The sequence below is a fragment of the Chryseobacterium flavum genome (assembly GCF_003385595.1).
Taxonomy (GTDB): domain Bacteria; phylum Bacteroidota; class Bacteroidia; order Flavobacteriales; family Weeksellaceae; genus Chryseobacterium; species Chryseobacterium flavum.
Window position 1 is genome coordinate 86,048 of sequence record NZ_QNUE01000005.1, and the last position, 17,594, is coordinate 103,641.

Consider the following 17,594-nt stretch of genomic DNA (forward strand, 5'->3'; position numbering starts at 1 on the left):
TCTCATCAATAGAATGATTCAAATTACTTAATAGTAAGTTTTTTGATGGTTACTTCGTCTTTTATTTTCAGTTTTAGTAAATACACTCCTTTGGGCAAATGTGATACATTAACGGACTGATCATCATTTAAAGTAATGTTCATTTTTTTCCATTCCATAGAATACATCTCAGCCTCTGAAACTTTTTCCCCTTTGATATAAACTTTTTCGGAAGCCGGATTAGGATATATTCCCAAGTATTGTGAGTGAGCAATATCTTTTGTCCCCAATGTATTATTTTCTGCAGACGAATCAGAATATGTCCTTGATGCGTCAATTGATCTTACACTCCAGTATATATTCTGAACTGACGGATCAAGATCCAGAAACCATGAAGGAGTTGTTACAATATATTTAGCAATATCTGATCCCCCGGATACTGATCCCACACTGATTTCGTATCGTAAAGCATTCACCGGAGTCTTATCATCTGTTGCGCCACTCCATGCAAAATTATACCTGTTCCCATTTTTTGTCAGGTTAAGACTGGTCGGAGGAGTTGGCTTTAAATTTACTCCGGTTGAAGTATTTTTAAAAATCTTTGTCAGAGAAGGCATATTTGGATCAGACCAGTCAAAACCACCCAATAAGACATCAAGCCGGTGATCATTATTAAAATCAAATAAATGAACAAAACCCGGTCCTCCCAAATGATAAAGACCTGTAAAAACACCTTCTGTAAAATCCTGGCTATCTGTATTATAAAGATATGTTTTCACAATCGCATTCCCTTCGTTTCCTGAAATAATAAAGTCATAATATCCATCATTATTTATATCGCCTACACTTATTGATGGATCTGAAATATCAGGTAAATTTAGCTGATGAACCGTGAACATACCAGTTCCGTCATTCATTAAAACAGCAAAATACCCGGTATCATTATCATCTTTTCCTACCACAAGAAGGTCCTGAAAGCCATCTGCATTAAAGTCAGCAAACTCTATCTTCCCGCTTGCAAGAGGCTCAAAATCCTGGGTATTTGTCAAAATACCGCCTTGGTTTATATAGATTTTAGAGACAGGAACACCATTAATATCAGATCCGATAACCACAAGATCTAAAAGATGGTCATTATTCAGGTCCAAAACTTTAAAACTTCCGTTCTGTGTCCCATCAACCCAGTTTTCAGTCATTTCAAAGCCTGTTCCTGTATTCTTATAATAATCCAGAGTATTCCTAAATCCTCCTCCGTGAGAATATTGTGTTCCGTTAAGCGCATAATCAGATCTGCCATCATGGTTAAAGTCAAAAACTTCAAGAGAACCATAAATCTTTCCGGGAAGGCTGCTTTCTTTTACAAAACCTGACCCCGTATTTCTGAAACGGTAATGTTTATAATTTACAACGTCAAGATAGCTGAGTCCTGCAGAAATAATATCCTGTAACCCATCATTATTATAATCAATAAATCTGATATCCCCCAAATGGGTGGATCCCGGTTCAAGACCTGCATACAAAGACATTGCAGACCCGCTATTTTTATATACCTCATTATAGGTTACATCCGCAGTTCCATCTCCGTCAGAATCTATAGCTCCATTGAATACAATATCCAAAGTCCCGTTATTATCAATATCGGCAATATCAGCTGCAGAATAATAAAAATTATTCATCCCCGTCTGAACCTCAGTAAAGTTTTGCGCCACCATACCAACAGGAATCATTGACAATAGAATATAAATTCTCTTCATATTATTTTTATTTAGATTAATTAAAAACAAATATAAAATAATAAATAATCTAAAGTAAAGAAAGACTGCATGAAATATATCAGTCCTTTTACTGTCGCCATATTCTGGCAATTCGGCTATTTTAAAATCAATATTATTAATCAGTAAGTTATTTATAAATATTTTTCAAAAGATTTGTCTATCTAAAAAATTCTTCGTTATTTTGCACTCTCAAATATTATACAAATAAGAACATCGAGATATGTCAAGAATTTGCCAAATAACAGGAAAGCGTGCAATGGTTGGTAACAACGTTTCTCACGCTAATAACAAAACGAAGCGTCGTTTTGAAATTAACTTATTGGAGAAGAAGTTTTACCTTCCGGAGCAAGATAAGCACGTAACACTGAAAGTATCAGCTCATGGATTGAGAGTGATTAACAAGATTGGAATCGAAGAAGCTCTTGAAAGAGCTGTAAGAAACGGATTGATTAAAAAGTAATTGAATCATGGCAAAAAAAGGAAACAGAGTTCAAGTAATCCTTGAATGTACAGAGCACAAAGAAAGCGGTATGCCAGGAATGTCCAGATACATTTCTACAAAAAATAAAAAGAACACTACAGAAAGATTAGAACTTAAAAAGTATAATCCAGTTCTTAAGAAATATACTGTTCACAAAGAAATCAAGTAATTTATAATATAATTTACCATGGCAAAGAAAGTAGTAGCAACCCTACAAAGCGGTCAGTCTAAAAAGATGACTAAAGTGGTGAAAATGGTTAAGTCTTCTAAATCAGGAGCTTACGTTTTCGAAGAAAAAGTAATGAATGCAGACGAAGTTGATGGTTATTTAAAAAAATAATCAATACTTTATTTACAATATAAAAAACTACTCAGATTTTGGGTAGTTTTTTTGTTATCTTTGCTCACCAGATTATTAATCAGTAAAATATGAGGAAGATTTTTGTTCTGGTTTGCACATTAACTTTTCTATTTTCATCCGGACAGAGAACAATGAACAACACGATAGAATATAAAAGTTCACCGGAAGTTTTCAGCATACAGGGACTATCACAATCTGTAAGTATTGATTGTGGAAGCTCAAAAATGATTTTACTATCCGGCCAGGTTCCCCTGGACTCAGAAGGTAACCTTGTTGGAAACAGCGTTGAAGAGCAAACCCGGCAGATCTTTAAAAATATTGATCTCGTTCTGAAGGAGTACGGAGGTTCTGCAAAAGATATTATAAAATTAGGAATCTTTATTACGGACATAGCTAAAACTCCCGGTTTCAGGAAGGTCAGGGATACCTACATTAACCTTCAGAACCCTCCTGTAAGCAGTCTTGTAGAAGTAAGTGCGCTTTTCAGAAAAGATGTACTCATCGAAGTAGAAGCCACAGCAGTTATAAAAACAAATAAAGAATAAACTAAAACTATGAGTTGGTTTAAAAATATATTTAAAAAGGAAGAAAAAGAAACTTTAGACAAAGGATTGGAAAAGTCCAGTCAGGGATTCTTTGAAAAAATGACGAAAGCCGTAGTCGGTAAAAGTAAAGTAGATGATGAGGTACTTGATGACCTTGAAGAGGTACTTATTGCGTCTGACGTTGGAGCTTCTACCACTATTAAGATCATAGAAAGAATTGAAGAACGTATTGCCAGAGACAAATATGTTGGAGTAAACGAACTGGACAAGATCCTTCGTGAAGAGATTTCAGGATTATTGCTTGAAAACCCTCATGCAGGGACAGGAAATATAGACACCTCTAAAAAACCATATGTGATTATGGTAGTAGGCGTAAACGGTGTTGGAAAAACAACAACAATCGGAAAACTGGCTCATCAGTTTAAATCGGAAGGTAAAAAAGTGGTCTTAGGAGCTGCTGATACCTTCAGAGCTGCTGCGGTAGATCAGCTTACCATATGGAGTGAAAGAGTGGATGTTCCTATTGTAAAACAGGGTATGGGCTCTGATCCGGCTTCTGTAGCATTTGATACCGTACAAAGTGCAGTTGCGCAGAATGCAGATGTAGTTATCATTGATACAGCCGGAAGGCTTCACAATAAGATCAATCTGATGAATGAGCTTTCCAAAATCAAACGCGTAATGCAGAAGGTCATCCCTGACGCTCCTCATGAAATATTATTGGTTCTTGATGGTTCCACAGGCCAAAATGCATTTGAACAGGCAAAACAATTCACAGCTGCTACAGAAGTAAATGCACTGGCTGTCACAAAACTGGATGGAACGGCTAAAGGAGGAGTCGTTATCGGCATCTCTGACCAGTTCCAGATTCCAGTCAAATATATTGGTGTAGGCGAAAAAATGCAGGACCTGCAGCTTTTTAATGGTACGGAATTTGTAGATTCATTTTTCAAGAAAAGATGATTTATATCATGTTTTTCCATATATTAGTAAACAAATCATTTTAAATATTAACAATTAAAAAATTTACAACTATGGGAATAATAACATGGATCTTATTTGGTCTTATTGCCGGTGCTATCGCTAAAATGATCATGCCTGGTTCACAAGGAGGAGGATGGCTGATTACTATCATCCTGGGAATTCTGGGAGCGTTTGTTGGAGGAGCTATAGGAGTTTACGTTCTGCATTGGGGAGATGTTACCTCATTCTGGAATCCACGAAGCTGGATTCTTTCTATTGGAGGAGCCTTAATCATCCTGTGGATTTATGGAATGGCCACAAAGAAAAGCTAATCTTCTTAATAAAAATTAAAATCCCGGATCTGAAATCAGGTCCGGGATTTTTGTTTACAATATAATTTAGTTAGTCGATTCTGATTTGATAAGGCATTGTCATCTTGATATCAGACTGAAGCTTTTTATCTGTGATCTGCTCTAGTATTTCATAGTTAGCCTTTCCTATCTTATTTTTGATGATCCTTGCAGAAACATCTTCCTCATTCAGATCATTAAATAATTGTTCAAAAGGAGACATTCGTTTAGGGTATGAATCTACATGATAAGATTTTAACCCGGCTTTCTGGGCTGCAAACTTTACAGCATCATTAATCGTTCCCAACTGATCCACAAGACCAATCTCTTTGGCACGTACCCCACTCCATACTCTTCCACCTCCAACATTATCAATCTGCTCAAAAGTCTGCTTTCTGTTTTGGGTGACAAAGTGTACAAACCTCTTATATGTACCCTCCACTCCTCTTGTCATCATATTCAGTCCATAAGGTGTCACCCCGTTTAATCCTGAATAATACATTGAATTGGCATTGGTAGCAACAATATCTGAACGGATTCCGTTTTTATTGGCTATATCTTTAAAATATGGAATTACCCCAAATACACCGATAGAACCAGTTAATGTGTTTGATTCAGAATAAATTTTATCGGCTGCCATCGCTATGTAGTATCCTCCTGATGCCGCATAATCTCCGAAAGAAACAATCAGAGGTTTTTTCTTTTTCAGTTGCTGAAGTTCAAATAAAATCTCATCAGATGCATTAGCGCTACCTCCCGGAGAATTAATCCTCAGAACAACAGCTTTTACCTTTTCATCATCCTGTAATTTCTTAATATATTTTATATATTTTTCAGAATAAATATCATTATACCCATCTCCACTGTTTATCGATCCGGATGCATATAGCACTGCTACTTTTTCCCCGGATTTATCATCATCCGCATAAGAATTGATATAGCCCGCCAGTGAAATTTTATTTAGTTTTTCTTTATCTTTTAACTGCAGTTTGGACTTAATCATATTTTCATATTCCGTTTTCTGTGCCAGCTTGTCTGCAAGTTTATATTTCAGACTCAATTCAGGAATCATTCCATATAAGCTGTCAACAACCATTCTAAACTGTGCTGTATCGATTTTTCTCGAAGAAGCCATTTTACCGGAGGTATTTTTCCAAAGATCATTCAAAAGAGTACTCAACTGCTCTTTATTTTCAGGAGAAATATCATTCCGTAAAAAAGGCTCTACCGCTGACTTGAACTTTCCGTGACGTATCACTTCTATACCGATACCATACTTATCGGCAAAATCTTTAAAGAATGTAACTTCAGTAGACAGTCCTTTTAATTCTATTCCTCCTGCAGGATTCAGGTAATACTGATCCGCTACTGATCCCAGATAATAAGAAGATTGTGAAACCCCGTTTCCGTAGGCGTACACAAATTTTCCGCTTTTTTTGAAATCATCAATTGCATTTCTTATATCATCAATCTGAGTGAGCCCTGCGTTTAAATCATCAGCCTCAATACTGATCCCTTTAATATTATCATCGGTTTTAGCTTTCTGAATAGCTTCCAGAACATCATATAGCAGAACACTTTTATTTTGTCCGCCGATACCGAACAACCCTGTTTCTTCTTCAGTAGGACTATCTATTATATGCGTTTTCAGATTAATCGTAAGAACTGTATTCTTTTTCACAGTCACAGACTTATCATTCCCCATGGAACTGAACACAAGCGTGATAATGAAAAAGACGAAAAATAGAACGCAAAGTATGATAATTGCTACTATATTTGCCAAAACATTTTTAAAGAAACTTCTCATAAATCAATCAATTTTCCGAATATGTCGCAGCAAAAGGTAGTTTTGTTACTAGGAAGTAACCTTGGAGATCAAAAAAAAAATTTAGAGCTTGCTTTACAGAAAATTACAGATGCAGGGAATAACATTTCACAAATCAGCGAATTTTTAATGTCTGATCCTGTAGAATTTGTCAGTTCCAATATTTTTTGTAATATTGCAGCAATAATATTCACGCATCTTTCGCCAATTCAGCTGCTTGATTGTATCAAAGGTATAGAAGCAGAGATGGGAAGAGTTAATGATTCAAAAGTATCAGGAGGGTATAGTGACAGGGTAATAGATATTGATATCATTAAATATAATGAAATTATTTTTTCGTCAGAAAGATTGGAAATACCTCATAAAAAGCATCTTTTTGAAAGAGAATTTTCCAGAATATTATTAAAAGATTTTATTTAAAACATAAAACATACTGTATGAAATTAGGTTTATTATTATTGGCAACAGCTTTGCCAATTGCAGCTTATGCACAAGATAGCAGCACTACAGTTAATTCTTCAACTGAGTACCCTAATACTTTTTCTTCAGGTTCAGCCAATGTACAACCATTCGACAATAAAGCCAGACGATTCAGAGACTGGTCTATTTCCGTTGGAGGTGGTGCAGCCTTTATGGTTCATTCTGATCTGACGTCTATCCATAAGGATAAGACCAATTGGGGGTATAATGCTTATGTAAGTGTAGACAAGCAGATTTCACATACTTTCGCTTTAAGCGTTATGTATATGAGAGGAGAAACAAAACAGACAGCCCAGCTTCCGGGTATGGCAGGTCAGTTAGCAGGCGTAGGTACTGCAACAACTCAATTTGACCAGATCTCTTTATTGGGAGATATCAACTTCTCTAACCTTTTAAGGAGAGTTGACAACCATTCTCCTTACAGATGGGCTCTACACGGATACTTAGGAGTGGGAGTTCAGGGTTACAGAACTTCACTGCATGACAATGATGAGTTAAGATGGAGTAATTCCCCAAAAAGAGCTCCTCTATTCATTAAGCAGGACATTGATCTGAACTCGATCTTCTATCAGGGAGGTGTAGGATTGAAATATAATGTTTCAAAACTTATTGACGTAGAAGCCAGAACCATGTATCTCATCAGTGGTGATGATGAATTCGATGGTGGTGGATGGGCTGATCCTAATGATTATGATCCGGCTACCGCAGGTTCCAAATACAACAGACTTAGCTCCGGAAGATCAGATAATGCCTGGACGGTCAGTTTAGGAGTATCTTTCAAATTAGGAAAACACTTATCACATCTGGCATGGCATGATCCGCTTCAGGAAGCATACTACAGAACCAGCGTATTAGAAAATGCAGCAACAGATCTTGTTGTATGTGAAAAAGGAGACGCAGATAATGACGGAGTATGTGATGATTGGGACAGACAGCTTGATACTCCTGCAGGAGCAAGAGTAGATGGAGCTGGTGTTGCTCTTGATATGGATCTTGATGGAGTTATAGATTTATATGACAAATGTGTAACAGTTCCGGGTCCTGTTGAAAACAACGGTTGCCCTACAAAATAAAAAAACACAGGCTAGGAAGCTTAAAAAAATATCAAATAATATACACGATGAAATTAAATTTAGCGATTGCCATGTTAGCATTGGCAATTCCTACTTCGATTTTTGCACAAGACTCAATAGCTGTATCTAATGGACAATATCCAAATACATTCTCCTCCGGATCAGCTAATGTATCTCCGTTTACTGACAAGTCAAAAAGATTTAATGACTGGTCTATTTCCGTAGGAGCCGGAGTTCCTCTTGTTCAATCAGCAGATTTGACTTCCATTAAGAATGGTAACGGTAAAAACCTTTTCGGTTACTCTGCGTATGTAAGTATCGATAAAGCAATTACTCATGCGTTCGGGATCAATTTGCAATATGACAGAGGAGAGACAAGACAAGGATGGTTCAACACCAAAGATGCTGCTCCCGATGCGAAAGCAGTAGGTGCGAGAACCCAGTATGATGCGATCTCTATTTTAGGAGATATCAACTTCTCAAACCTTTTAAGAAGAGTTGATAACCATTCTCCTTACAGATGGGCACTACACGGATATGCCGGAATTGGTACCATTGCTTACAGAGCTTATCAGAAAGATGCAAAAGGACAGAGATTAATGACTGAAATCAAGCCTTTCAAATTACATTCAATGTTTATGCAGGCAGGTGCCGGTCTGAAGTTTAAAGTAAGCAGAAGAATTGATCTTGAAGGTAGATTAATGTATGTGGTAACCGGTGATGATGAATTTGACGGAGGAGGAGACAAATACAGCGCGATTAACAAACGTGAAGAACAGGTTTCTGACAACTTCTTCAATGCTACTTTAGGTCTTTCCATAAAGTTAGGAAAACATGATTCACATTTAATGTGGCATGATCCGCTTCAGGAAATCTATTACAAACTGGATGTTCTGGCTAATAAAAACCAGGATATTGAAGTATGTAAGAAAGGAGATGCTGATAACGACGGGGTATGTGACGATTGGGACAGACAGCTTGACACTCCTGCTGGAGCGAGAGTAGATGGCGCTGGTGTTGCCCTTGACACTGACCTTGACGGAGTTATCGACCTTTACGATAAGTGTGTAACAGTACCTGGACCAGTTGAAAACAACGGTTGCCCGGTACAAAAAGACAACAATCAAACTGCTGTTGAAGTAGAAAAAACTCTTAAAGATATTTATTTCAACTTTAATAAGGCTACAATCAGACCTGAATCTAACAGTAAACTTGATCTTGCAGCTTCAATCATTAAGGAAAACGGAGGTAATTACCTTTTAACCGGTCATACAGACAGTAAAGGAAATGCTGCTTATAACCTTAAATTATCCAGAGAAAGAGCTGCTGCAGTGGTAAGTGCATTAGAAAGCAGAGGAATTAATCAGAATGTATTAAAATCCAGAGGTGTAGGTTCTGCAGAAGCTACAGTTCCTGCAACAGCATCAGATGCTGAGAGATTAGCAGATAGAAAAGTGACAGTTAAATTTATAGACAGTTCAGAGTGGGATTCTATCAAAAAGAAAGACTATGAAGATGCTCCTGTAAAAAAATCTGTGAAAAAAGTTTCTGCTAAGAAAAAGCAAAAGTAATATTATATCATTACATAAAAACCGAAAAGAATTGTTCTTTTCGGTTTAATTTTTTTCTACTACGATTTTTTTTACCTACCTTTATATCATTTTCAAGGCTATTCGTCTGACAAATAATCAGTAAGAATGGGCAATTTAAAAAAATAAACAAAAAACAGACATTTAACGAATAAAATCATTTAAAATAACTTAACTTAAAAAAATAACACTATGAAATTAAGTTTAGCAACTGTTGCTCTAGCCTTAGCAATTCCTAGCGCTAGCTTTGCACAAGACTCAACGGCAGTTTCAAGCGGAACGTATCCAAATACATTCTCTTCCGGATCTGCCAATGTTTCCCCGTTTACCAATCAGTCAAAAAGATTTAATGACTGGTCTATTTCAGTGGGAGCCGGAGTACCTCTTGTTCAGTCAGCAGATTTGACTTCCATTAAAAATGGTAACGGTAAAAACCTTTTCGGATACTCTGCTTATGTAAGTGTTGATAAAGCAATTACTCATGCTTTCGGACTAAAACTACAATATGACAGAGGAGAAACAAGACAAGGATGGTTCAACACTAAAGATGCTGCTCCCGATGCAAAAGCAGTAGGTGCGAGAACCCAGTATGATGCACTCTCCATTTTAGGAGATATCAATTTCTCAAACCTTTTAAGGAGAGTTGACAACCATTCTCCGTACAGATGGGCTCTACACGGATATGCCGGAATTGGTACCATCGCCTACAGAGCTTATCAGAAAGATGCAAAAGGACAGAGATTAATGACTGAAATCAAACCTTTCAAATTAAATTCAATGTTTATGCAGGCTGGTGCCGGTCTGAAGTATAAAGTAAGCAGAAGAATTGATCTTGAAGGTAGATTAATGTATGTGGTAACCGGTGATGATGAATTTGACGGAGGAGGAGACAAATACAGCGCAATTAACAAGCGTGAAGAACAGGTTTCTGACAACTTCTTCAATGCTACTTTAGGTCTTTCCATTAAGTTAGGAAAACACGAGTCTCATTTAATGTGGCATGATCCACTTCAGGAAATCTATTACAAACTGGATGTTCTGGCTAACAAAAATCAGGATATTGAAGTATGTAAGAAAGGAGATGCTGATAACGACGGAGTATGTGACGATTGGGACAGACAGCTTGACACTCCTGCAGGAGCAAGAGTAGATGGCGCTGGTGTTGCCCTTGACACTGACCTTGACGGAATTATCGATCTTTACGACAAGTGTGTAACGGTACCTGGACCAGTTGAAAACAATGGTTGTCCTACAACTACTACAGGTCCTGTAGTAGAAACAGAAACTAAATTGGAAGGTATCGAGTTTGACTTAAATTCTGACAGAATTTTACCATCAAACACTCCAATATTAAATAATGCTGTTAACTACATTAACTCTTCAAACGGATCTTATAATGTAATCGGAGCTACAGATACAAGAGGTACTGACGCTTACAACCAAAAACTTTCTGAAAGAAGAGCAAATAATGTTAAAAATTATTTGATTAAAAACGGAGTTCAAACTGGTAAACTTAACGCAATCGGGAAAGGTGAGAAAGACCTTAAATATCCTGAGTGTGAACCAGCTACGAAATGCCCTGAATGGAAAAACAGAGCAAACAGAAGAGTTTATTTCGAAGCTAAATAATAAACTTATTAAGTATTTATATGAAAGTCACGCAATGCGTGACTTTTTTTGTCATAATACTTTCCTTATTTTTACATATGATTTCTCCACAGGATTTTCAAAAATTAAAATATGATACTCTTAAGTATTTCTGGGGTTATACTCACTTCAGAGATTCTCAGGAAGAAGTCATCAATTCTGTTATTAATGAAAAAGATACGCTGGTCCTACTGCCAACCGGCGCAGGAAAATCGTTGTGCTATCAGCTTCCTGCATTGCTTAAGGAAGGTACCTGCTTGGTGATTTCACCTCTGCTGGCATTAATGAAAGACCAGGTAAACCAGCTTAAATTTCGTGGAATAGAAGCAGAATATTTATCCTCCGAATTGGATGAATATGATGCAGAAGCTATTTACGGAAGATGCAAAGAAGGACTTACCAAGCTGCTGTACATTTCTCCTGAACGGTTAACAAACGTACAGTTCCTGCAAAATATTCAGGATATTCAGATTTCATTTATTGCAGTTGATGAGGCCCACTGTATATCAGAATGGGGACAGGATTTCCGTCCAAGCTATCAGAACATTAAGGATTTCAGGAAAAACAACCCCGAAATTCCATGCCTTGCCCTGACAGCAACAGCAACCCCTAAAGTTCTGGATGAAATTAAAAATAAACTTGAGCTTAAGGCTCCTTCTATATTCCAGAAAAGTTTCAAAAGAGACAATATCAGAATTTTCACAGAGGAAGTTGCCGATAAGTTTCAACGGGTCTTTGATATTCTGAAATATAACAATGATTCAGGGATTATATATGTCAGAACCAGAAAAGAAGCCGAGCTTTTAGCAGAGTTCCTGAAAAAAAACAAATTACAAAACGTAGATTATTTCCATGCCGGTCTGACAGCAAAGGAAAAAAATACAAAACAAAACATCTGGAATAACAGTGACAATCATGTTTTGATTTCCACTAATGCCTTTGGAATGGGGATTGACAAAGACAATGTACGGTTTGTAATTCACTACTCTCCTGCCTCATCCGTTGAAAATTATTATCAGGAAATAGGAAGGTCGGGAAGGGACGGAAAAGATAGTTTTGCATTTATGTTATGGAATAAGCAGGAATTGTTGAACTTTGATCAGATCTTAAAAAATCAAATTCCCAATAAAGCTGAATTCTTAAAAATTATCAGTTATCTCTATTCTATTTTCCAGGTGGCTGAATTTGAGCTGCCGGAAAAAACTTTTCAACTGAATACTGCCGGGATACAGAATTTCACCAAACTTTCAAAGGCAAAAATCAATAATGTTCTGGGCTTTCTTCATAATCAGGAAATTATCTACTACAATGATAATAAAAGCCTTTCATCACTGGAGCTTTTTGTACGGGCGGATGAAATTGACCAGTTACCACAAAAAGATGCTTATTTTATAGAGCTTCTGTTCCGTACTATTTCAGGCTTAACCACCCATAAGGTCATGTTCAGCGAACAGCAGGTAAGCAGTAAAATTGAAGTAAGCATTCCTCTGATCAAGGAACGATTAAAAGAGCTGCAACAAAAAAAGTATCTGGAATATATTGATGGTGCACTTTCAAGCATTAAGTTTTTAAAACCCAGAGACGAAAGAATCATCCGTAACACATACTGGAAGCTGTTTGAGCATATTCAAAAAAATAAAATACAGAAATGGGAAGAAATGAAATTTTATGTAGAGAATAATGGCTACTGTAAAATGAAACTTATCCTCTCCTATTTTGGGGAAAAGAATTCAAAAAACTGCGGCCAGTGCTCTGTATGTGAAAAAAATAAGCAATCCATTTTTGGAAAAAACATTTCACAGCAAATACTTAATGTATTAGGGAAAAAGGCGGCAACCATTGAAGAACTTTCTGTACAGCTAAGTTATCATTCCAAGGAAAATATATTAGAAAATCTGATCTATCTTCTGGATTCCGGAAAAATAAAAATGTTGAACTTCAGAACATATGCACTGAATAATGAGTAATATATTTGTATTTATTATTGTATAATGTGTTTATCTATCAAAAATAAAGAAGAAAAGGGATAATTTCAAATTGTATTATGGAAACTAAACAACATCAGATATACTCATTCAGACTTGTACAACTGCCCACTATAAATAACTAAAAACTTATCTTTGTACCATGAAATCATTGAAAGTCGTTTTTTTAGGAACTCCGGAATTTGCAAAAACTTCCCTGGAAGCTATCCATCAGTCTCATCATCAGGTAGTAGGTGTTGTAACAGTTGCAGATAAAGCAAGCGGACGCGGACAAAAAGTTCATCAGTCGCCTGTGAAAGTATATGCTTCGGAAAATAACATTCCTGTTTTCCAACCTGAGAAATTAAGAAATACTGAATTTTTAGAGGAACTTAAGAAGCTTAAAGCTGATGTTTTTGTAGTAGTGGCATTCAGGATGATGCCTAAAGTTCTATTTGAAATCCCTGAACTGGGAACCTTTAACCTTCATGCTTCTTTATTACCTGACTATAGAGGAGCAGCCCCGATTAATTATGCAGTGATTAATGGAGAGAAAAAAACGGGTGCTACAACATTCTTTATTAATGAAAAAATTGATGAAGGAAATATACTTCTGCAGGAAGAGTTGGAAATTTTACCTGACGAAAATGCAGGAAGCCTTCATGACCGGCTCATGGTAATGGGTGCTAAACTGGTGGTAAAAACTTTAGATGGCCTTGCAGAAAATACTATTGAAGAAAAACCTCAGCCACAGGTAGAGCATCCTAAAAATGCTTATAAAATTTTCAAAGAAGATACCAAAATAAACTGGTATACTTCATCAAAAGCCATTCATCAGTTTATCCTTGGTATGTCACCGTACCCTGCTGCATTCACTACTTTAAAGATTGGAGAAGAAGAAAAAGGATTAAAAATATTCAGCGGAAAATTTGAAATTTCAAATCATGGGAAATCCGCCGGAACTTTGGAAATTTCAAAAAATGAATTCAAAGTCTATACGGAAGATGGATTCTATTTTCCGGAAGAACTTCAATTGGAAGGAAAAAAAAGAATGACTACAAAAGATTTTTTAAATGGTTTCAGAAATTTTGATGAAATAACATTGCCGGCTAATTAAAGCCAAACATAAACAACAGAACATCAATATTAAAATAAAATCTTGATCTTACTGAAATACAGGGACATTCACTTATATCCCTCATAAAAACAAAAAAGGTTTAGAAAATTCTAAACCTTTTATTATTTTATTTATTGCTGTTTAATACTTACAACAGACTGATTCATAACTGAACCATCTCAGTAACCTCTACATCATATCCTCCCACCTGTGGCTTAATATTAGGATTTTGGGTAATAACCTTAAATTTGTTGATTCCCAAATTCTTCAGGATCTGTGTTCCTATACCATAGTCTCTATAATTGTACGCTAAAGTAGGATGCTGCTCCTGCCCGTCCTGATAGTTCAGGAACTGCTGAAGCTTTCTCAATGTATTTTCAGAATTGGAAACATTATTGATGAAAATGATGGCCCCTTTTCCAGCCTCATTCACCATATTGGTCACTTTTTCCAGCAATGGCTTTTCACCGTTGTTCAATCTTGTTAATACATCAAAATAAGAATCTGAAGACTGTACTCTTACCAAAACAGGTTCATCCACAGTCCAGGCACCCTTTGTTAGAGCAAAATGAATCTGTTCATTGGAAGTTTCCCTGAAGGCATAGAAATCAAAATCTCCGTAAAATGTTTTTACTTTTCTTTCTTCAATTCTTTCCACCAGATTTCCTTTTTTAAGCTGATAATGGATCAGGTCTTCAATAGAAACGATTTTCATATCATGCTTTTGTGCAAACGCATAAAGTTCGGGCAGACGTGACATTGTTCCATCTTCGTTCATGATCTCACAGATCACCCCTCCCTCTTTTAAGCCCGCTAAACTGGTAAGATCAATAGCAGCTTCTGTATGTCCGGCTCTTTTCAGTACTCCGCCTTTTCTGGCACGAAGCGGAAAGATATGCCCGGGTCTCATAAAGTCTGTAGGTTTGGATTTTTCATCCATCAATGCTAAAATTGTTTTTGCTCTGTCTCCAGCAGAAATTCCCGTAGATGTTCCGTTTCCTAAAAGGTCAACAGATACAGTAAAAGCTGTTTCTTTAGGATCACTGCTTCTGCTTACCATAACTTCTAATCCAAGTTCATCACATCTTTTCTCAGGAAGCGGCATACAGATCAGACCTCTGCCATGAAGAGCCATAAAATTAATAATTTCCGGCGTTGTCAGTTCTGCAGCACAAAGAAAATCACCTTCATTTTCTCTGTCTTCATCATCTACTACTATGATTATTTTACCATTTCTAAGGTCTTCAATAGCCTCTGGAATAGTATTTAATTTAATATCGGACATTTTTACTTTTTATTTGTGCAAAGATACTCATAAAAATAAGCATCTGCCAATTAATTATGGATGGTTTATTACGCTTTGGACAGAGAGCCTGTTGCCTCTCTGAAAATTTCATAAGATCTTAATCTTTTCTGATGGTCATAAATATGTGAATTGATCATAAGTTCATCCACCTGAAATCTTTCCTGGAAATCTTTAAGTTTTTCCTGAATTTCAGTCTGATCTCCAATGAAAGTATACCTCAGCTTTTGTAAAACCATTGATTTTTCCATTGGTGACCAGATTTCGTCCATATCATCCACCGGCGGCGCAAAAGGTTTTCTGTCGTTTCTTACAATGTTGATGAATGCCTGGAATAAAGTAGTGGAAATTTTATGAGCTTCTTCAGAAGTATCTGCTGCAACTCCGTTTACACAGGCAATAATATAAGGTTTGTCTAAATATTTTGATGGTTCAAAATGCTCCCTGTAAATTTTAAAAGCCATTTCCATCTGCTCCGGAGCAAAATGTCCTGCAAATGCATAAGGCAGCCCAAGTTCCGCAGCCAGCCATGCACTGTCTGTACTGGACCCCAGAATATAAAGTGGGATATCCAGCCCTTCTCCTGGTATTGCACGAACCATCGCATCCGAATTATCTTTGGAGAAATATCTTTGTAGTTCAAGAATCTGCCTTGGAAACTGTTCATTGATAATTGCAGGATTTCTTCCTAAAGCCTGCGCCGTTAAACCATCTGTTCCGGGAGCTCTTCCTAATCCAAGATCAATTCTTCCGGGAAAAAGAGACTCCAGGGTACCGAATTGCTCTGCTATAATCAAAGAACTGTGGTTGGGAAGCATGATTCCCCCTGAACCCACTCTGATTTTTTTTGTTCCATTGGCAATAAAGCCTATTAAAACTGAAGTTGCTGAACTTGCAATACTTTCCATATTGTGATGCTCTGCCAGCCAGAATCTTTTGTAATTTAAATTTTCAGTATGGTTAGCTAATGATAAGCTGTCCTGAAAAGTATCGTGAATGCTTTTCCCTTGCTTTACCGGAGCAAGATCTAAAACAGAAATTTCAAAATTTTTCATATTGAGAAGTTAATTTTTTTCTTTGGTCTCAAAAAACCAAACAAATTTAAAACTTAAAAACCGCATTAGTTACTTTTTGTAATTAATAAAACCGATTGGTCAGTTCAGGGAAAAACTATTGGACTTCAATTTTATGTTATCTGATTTTATTTATAGAATTTTTGAGTAAATTGCTCCATCTATAAAAAACATGAAACCAAAAATAATGTATCTCGAAAACAAATCCTTAGGACACCACGGGCTGGCATGGATTGGCTTTGTAGAATTTTCAAAATCCGGGCAAACAGTTTATTTCAACAATAGAGCTATCAAAAAACTTAAAAATCCAGGAATCAATGCCAATCACTTTGATATAGAAACCGGAGAAGAGTATTGGGTTTCGGGTGTGAAGAAAAATGGACAAGACAGGCATCAGTTTGGCAGTGGAAAAATCATGATTGATAGAGGTTCAATTGATGAATATCTGAAACTTGTGAACTTTACAACTATTGACGAAAATCATTTTGAAATTGTTGAATTCTCTAGAACAGATAAAACCAGGTTTAGTACAATAGAAAATACAGAAACTGAATTCAGAAACGAAAGCTATCAGGCTACTTTTTACGATAATAACAGAAGAAAATTAATTTTAGATATTGAACTTTAAATAAAAAATATTTATTTACTTCTTTTCTCATTTCTTTTAATGAACTGCTCTTTTAATGAATTTTACAAAGACAGAGAATCTGACAAAATTGATGGTGAAAAAATTCCAAAAAAATTTTATTGGGAACTCGGTATGGAAACAATCAGGATGATATTTATAAATTGTTTGGTAAAAAGTTTTTTGAGGTAACTGATAAAGAAAAACTTGTAAAACTTATCAATGTAGTCAATGAAATTGGTCCTGTTGAGGAATATAATCTTGCAAAGTGGGAAACAATGGTTGTCAAAGGAAGCAATGCCCGAACCCAATACTTCTTCAAGTATAATGTAAAAAGAGGCACTAAAACAGAAGAATCTTTCACCTTAGAAAAAAACAAGGAAGGTGATATAAAAATAGTAGGCTACCATGTTAACCAGGATTTATTAAATGAATAAAAGAACA

Annotated in this window: 18 protein-coding genes; 14 read left to right on the forward strand and 4 right to left on the reverse strand. The window is 36.2% G+C overall.

Annotated features, from left to right (window positions below; all coding sequences use genetic code 11):
- Positions 1 to 23: 23 nt before the first annotated feature.
- A complete protein-coding gene (locus tag DRF59_RS07510; protein WP_241505502.1) occupies positions 24 to 1,733 on the reverse strand; it encodes an FG-GAP-like repeat-containing protein in 1,710 nt (569 codons plus the stop codon).
- Positions 1,734 to 1,974: 241 nt separating this feature from the next.
- Here DRF59_RS07510 and rpmB point away from each other — a divergent pair, with 241 nt between their 5' ends.
- From rpmB to DRF59_RS07540, 6 genes are all read left to right on the forward strand, one after another.
- The gene (gene rpmB / locus DRF59_RS07515; RefSeq protein WP_007841810.1) at positions 1,975 to 2,214 is read left to right on the forward strand and encodes a 50S ribosomal protein L28; all 240 of its coding nucleotides are present in this window, start codon (positions 1,975 to 1,977) and stop codon (positions 2,212 to 2,214) included.
- A 7-nt stretch (positions 2,215 to 2,221) separates the two neighbouring features.
- Positions 2,222 to 2,404 carry a 50S ribosomal protein L33 gene (gene rpmG / locus DRF59_RS07520; protein WP_053327078.1) on the forward strand — a complete coding sequence of 61 codons (183 nt, stop codon included), beginning with the start codon at positions 2,222 to 2,224 and terminating at the stop codon, positions 2,402 to 2,404.
- 18 nt (positions 2,405 to 2,422) lie between these two features.
- Complete coding sequence (locus DRF59_RS07525) at positions 2,423 to 2,575, forward strand: DUF4295 domain-containing protein (RefSeq protein WP_002976755.1); 153 nt, start codon at positions 2,423 to 2,425, stop codon at positions 2,573 to 2,575.
- An 89-nt stretch (positions 2,576 to 2,664) separates the two neighbouring features.
- Entirely contained in the window at positions 2,665 to 3,141 is a 477-nt protein-coding gene (locus tag DRF59_RS07530) for a RidA family protein (protein WP_115958362.1), read from the forward strand.
- Positions 3,142 to 3,150: 9 nt separating this feature from the next.
- On the forward strand, positions 3,151 to 4,104 hold the full coding sequence (gene ftsY / locus DRF59_RS07535) for a signal recognition particle-docking protein FtsY (protein ID WP_115958364.1): 954 nt from the start codon (positions 3,151 to 3,153) through the stop codon (positions 4,102 to 4,104).
- A gap of 71 nt (positions 4,105 to 4,175) precedes the next feature.
- Entirely contained in the window at positions 4,176 to 4,436 is a 261-nt protein-coding gene (locus tag DRF59_RS07540; RefSeq protein WP_115958366.1) for a GlsB/YeaQ/YmgE family stress response membrane protein, read from the forward strand.
- Between the two features lie 70 nt (positions 4,437 to 4,506).
- Here the strand turns inward: DRF59_RS07540 and sppA are convergent, their stop codons facing one another.
- Complete coding sequence (gene sppA, locus DRF59_RS07545; protein WP_115958368.1) at positions 4,507 to 6,261, reverse strand: signal peptide peptidase SppA; 1,755 nt, start codon at positions 6,259 to 6,261, stop codon at positions 4,507 to 4,509.
- A 21-nt stretch (positions 6,262 to 6,282) separates the two neighbouring features.
- On the opposite strand from sppA, the gene folK reads away from it, so the two are divergent.
- The 6 genes from folK (at position 6,283) to fmt (ending at position 14,149) form a co-directional block, all read left to right on the forward strand.
- Positions 6,283 to 6,699, forward strand: a complete 417-nt coding sequence (gene folK, locus DRF59_RS07550) for a 2-amino-4-hydroxy-6-hydroxymethyldihydropteridine diphosphokinase (RefSeq protein ID WP_115958370.1) — start codon at positions 6,283 to 6,285, stop codon at positions 6,697 to 6,699.
- 17 nt (positions 6,700 to 6,716) lie between these two features.
- A complete protein-coding gene (locus DRF59_RS07555) occupies positions 6,717 to 7,832 on the forward strand; it encodes an OmpA family protein (RefSeq protein ID WP_115958372.1) in 1,116 nt (371 codons plus the stop codon).
- Between the two features lie 47 nt (positions 7,833 to 7,879).
- The gene (locus tag DRF59_RS07560; protein ID WP_115958374.1) at positions 7,880 to 9,403 is read left to right on the forward strand and encodes an OmpA family protein; all 1,524 of its coding nucleotides are present in this window, start codon (positions 7,880 to 7,882) and stop codon (positions 9,401 to 9,403) included.
- A 210-nt stretch (positions 9,404 to 9,613) separates the two neighbouring features.
- Positions 9,614 to 11,050, forward strand: coding sequence for an OmpA family protein (locus tag DRF59_RS07565; RefSeq protein ID WP_115958376.1), 1,437 nt, complete (start codon positions 9,614 to 9,616; stop codon positions 11,048 to 11,050).
- Between the two features lie 77 nt (positions 11,051 to 11,127).
- Positions 11,128 to 13,035, forward strand: coding sequence for a RecQ family ATP-dependent DNA helicase (locus DRF59_RS07570; RefSeq protein ID WP_115958378.1), 1,908 nt, complete (start codon positions 11,128 to 11,130; stop codon positions 13,033 to 13,035).
- Positions 13,036 to 13,195: 160 nt separating this feature from the next.
- Positions 13,196 to 14,149 (forward strand): methionyl-tRNA formyltransferase, encoded by a 954-nt coding sequence (fmt, locus tag DRF59_RS07575; protein WP_115958380.1) that lies wholly within the window; start codon positions 13,196 to 13,198, stop codon positions 14,147 to 14,149.
- A 163-nt stretch (positions 14,150 to 14,312) separates the two neighbouring features.
- Here the strand turns inward: fmt and ribB are convergent, their stop codons facing one another.
- Entirely contained in the window at positions 14,313 to 15,434 is a 1,122-nt protein-coding gene (gene ribB / locus DRF59_RS07580; RefSeq protein ID WP_115958382.1) for a 3,4-dihydroxy-2-butanone-4-phosphate synthase, read from the reverse strand.
- A 68-nt stretch (positions 15,435 to 15,502) separates the two neighbouring features.
- Positions 15,503 to 16,507 (reverse strand): LLM class flavin-dependent oxidoreductase, encoded by a 1,005-nt coding sequence (locus tag DRF59_RS07585; protein ID WP_115958384.1) that lies wholly within the window; start codon positions 16,505 to 16,507, stop codon positions 15,503 to 15,505.
- A gap of 190 nt (positions 16,508 to 16,697) precedes the next feature.
- Here DRF59_RS07585 and DRF59_RS07590 point away from each other — a divergent pair, with 190 nt between their 5' ends.
- Both DRF59_RS07590 and DRF59_RS07595 read left to right on the forward strand, forming a co-directional pair.
- Positions 16,698 to 17,153 (forward strand): hypothetical protein, encoded by a 456-nt coding sequence (locus tag DRF59_RS07590; RefSeq protein WP_185144908.1) that lies wholly within the window; start codon positions 16,698 to 16,700, stop codon positions 17,151 to 17,153.
- Between the two features lie 119 nt (positions 17,154 to 17,272).
- Complete coding sequence (locus DRF59_RS07595) at positions 17,273 to 17,587, forward strand: hypothetical protein (RefSeq protein ID WP_123873662.1); 315 nt, start codon at positions 17,273 to 17,275, stop codon at positions 17,585 to 17,587.
- Positions 17,588 to 17,594: the final 7 nt, after the last annotated feature.

Bases quoted from the DNA above. Each gene is read 5' to 3' on its own strand.
- rpmG (WP_053327078.1), top strand. From the start codon at position 2,222: ATGGCAAAAAAAGGAAACAGAGTTCAAGTAATCCTTGAATGTACAGAG.
- ftsY (WP_115958364.1), top strand. From the start codon at position 3,151: ATGAGTTGGTTTAAAAATATATTTAAAAAGGAAGAAAAAGAAACTTTA.
- sppA (WP_115958368.1), bottom strand. From the start codon at position 6,261: ATGAGAAGTTTCTTTAAAAATGTTTTGGCAAATATAGTAGCAATTATC.
- DRF59_RS07540 (WP_115958366.1), top strand. From the start codon at position 4,176: ATGGGAATAATAACATGGATCTTATTTGGTCTTATTGCCGGTGCTATC.
- DRF59_RS07525 (WP_002976755.1), top strand. From the start codon at position 2,423: ATGGCAAAGAAAGTAGTAGCAACCCTACAAAGCGGTCAGTCTAAAAAG.
- DRF59_RS07510 (WP_241505502.1), bottom strand. From the start codon at position 1,733: ATGAAGAGAATTTATATTCTATTGTCAATGATTCCTGTTGGTATGGTG.
- rpmB (WP_007841810.1), top strand. From the start codon at position 1,975: ATGTCAAGAATTTGCCAAATAACAGGAAAGCGTGCAATGGTTGGTAAC.
- DRF59_RS07590 (WP_185144908.1), top strand. From the start codon at position 16,698: ATGAAACCAAAAATAATGTATCTCGAAAACAAATCCTTAGGACACCAC.
- fmt (WP_115958380.1), top strand. From the start codon at position 13,196: ATGAAATCATTGAAAGTCGTTTTTTTAGGAACTCCGGAATTTGCAAAA.
- ribB (WP_115958382.1), bottom strand. From the start codon at position 15,434: ATGTCCGATATTAAATTAAATACTATTCCAGAGGCTATTGAAGACCTT.
- DRF59_RS07570 (WP_115958378.1), top strand. From the start codon at position 11,128: ATGATTTCTCCACAGGATTTTCAAAAATTAAAATATGATACTCTTAAG.
- DRF59_RS07555 (WP_115958372.1), top strand. From the start codon at position 6,717: ATGAAATTAGGTTTATTATTATTGGCAACAGCTTTGCCAATTGCAGCT.
- folK (WP_115958370.1), top strand. From the start codon at position 6,283: ATGTCGCAGCAAAAGGTAGTTTTGTTACTAGGAAGTAACCTTGGAGAT.
- DRF59_RS07565 (WP_115958376.1), top strand. From the start codon at position 9,614: ATGAAATTAAGTTTAGCAACTGTTGCTCTAGCCTTAGCAATTCCTAGC.
- DRF59_RS07585 (WP_115958384.1), bottom strand. From the start codon at position 16,507: ATGAAAAATTTTGAAATTTCTGTTTTAGATCTTGCTCCGGTAAAGCAA.
- DRF59_RS07530 (WP_115958362.1), top strand. From the start codon at position 2,665: ATGAGGAAGATTTTTGTTCTGGTTTGCACATTAACTTTTCTATTTTCA.
- DRF59_RS07560 (WP_115958374.1), top strand. From the start codon at position 7,880: ATGAAATTAAATTTAGCGATTGCCATGTTAGCATTGGCAATTCCTACT.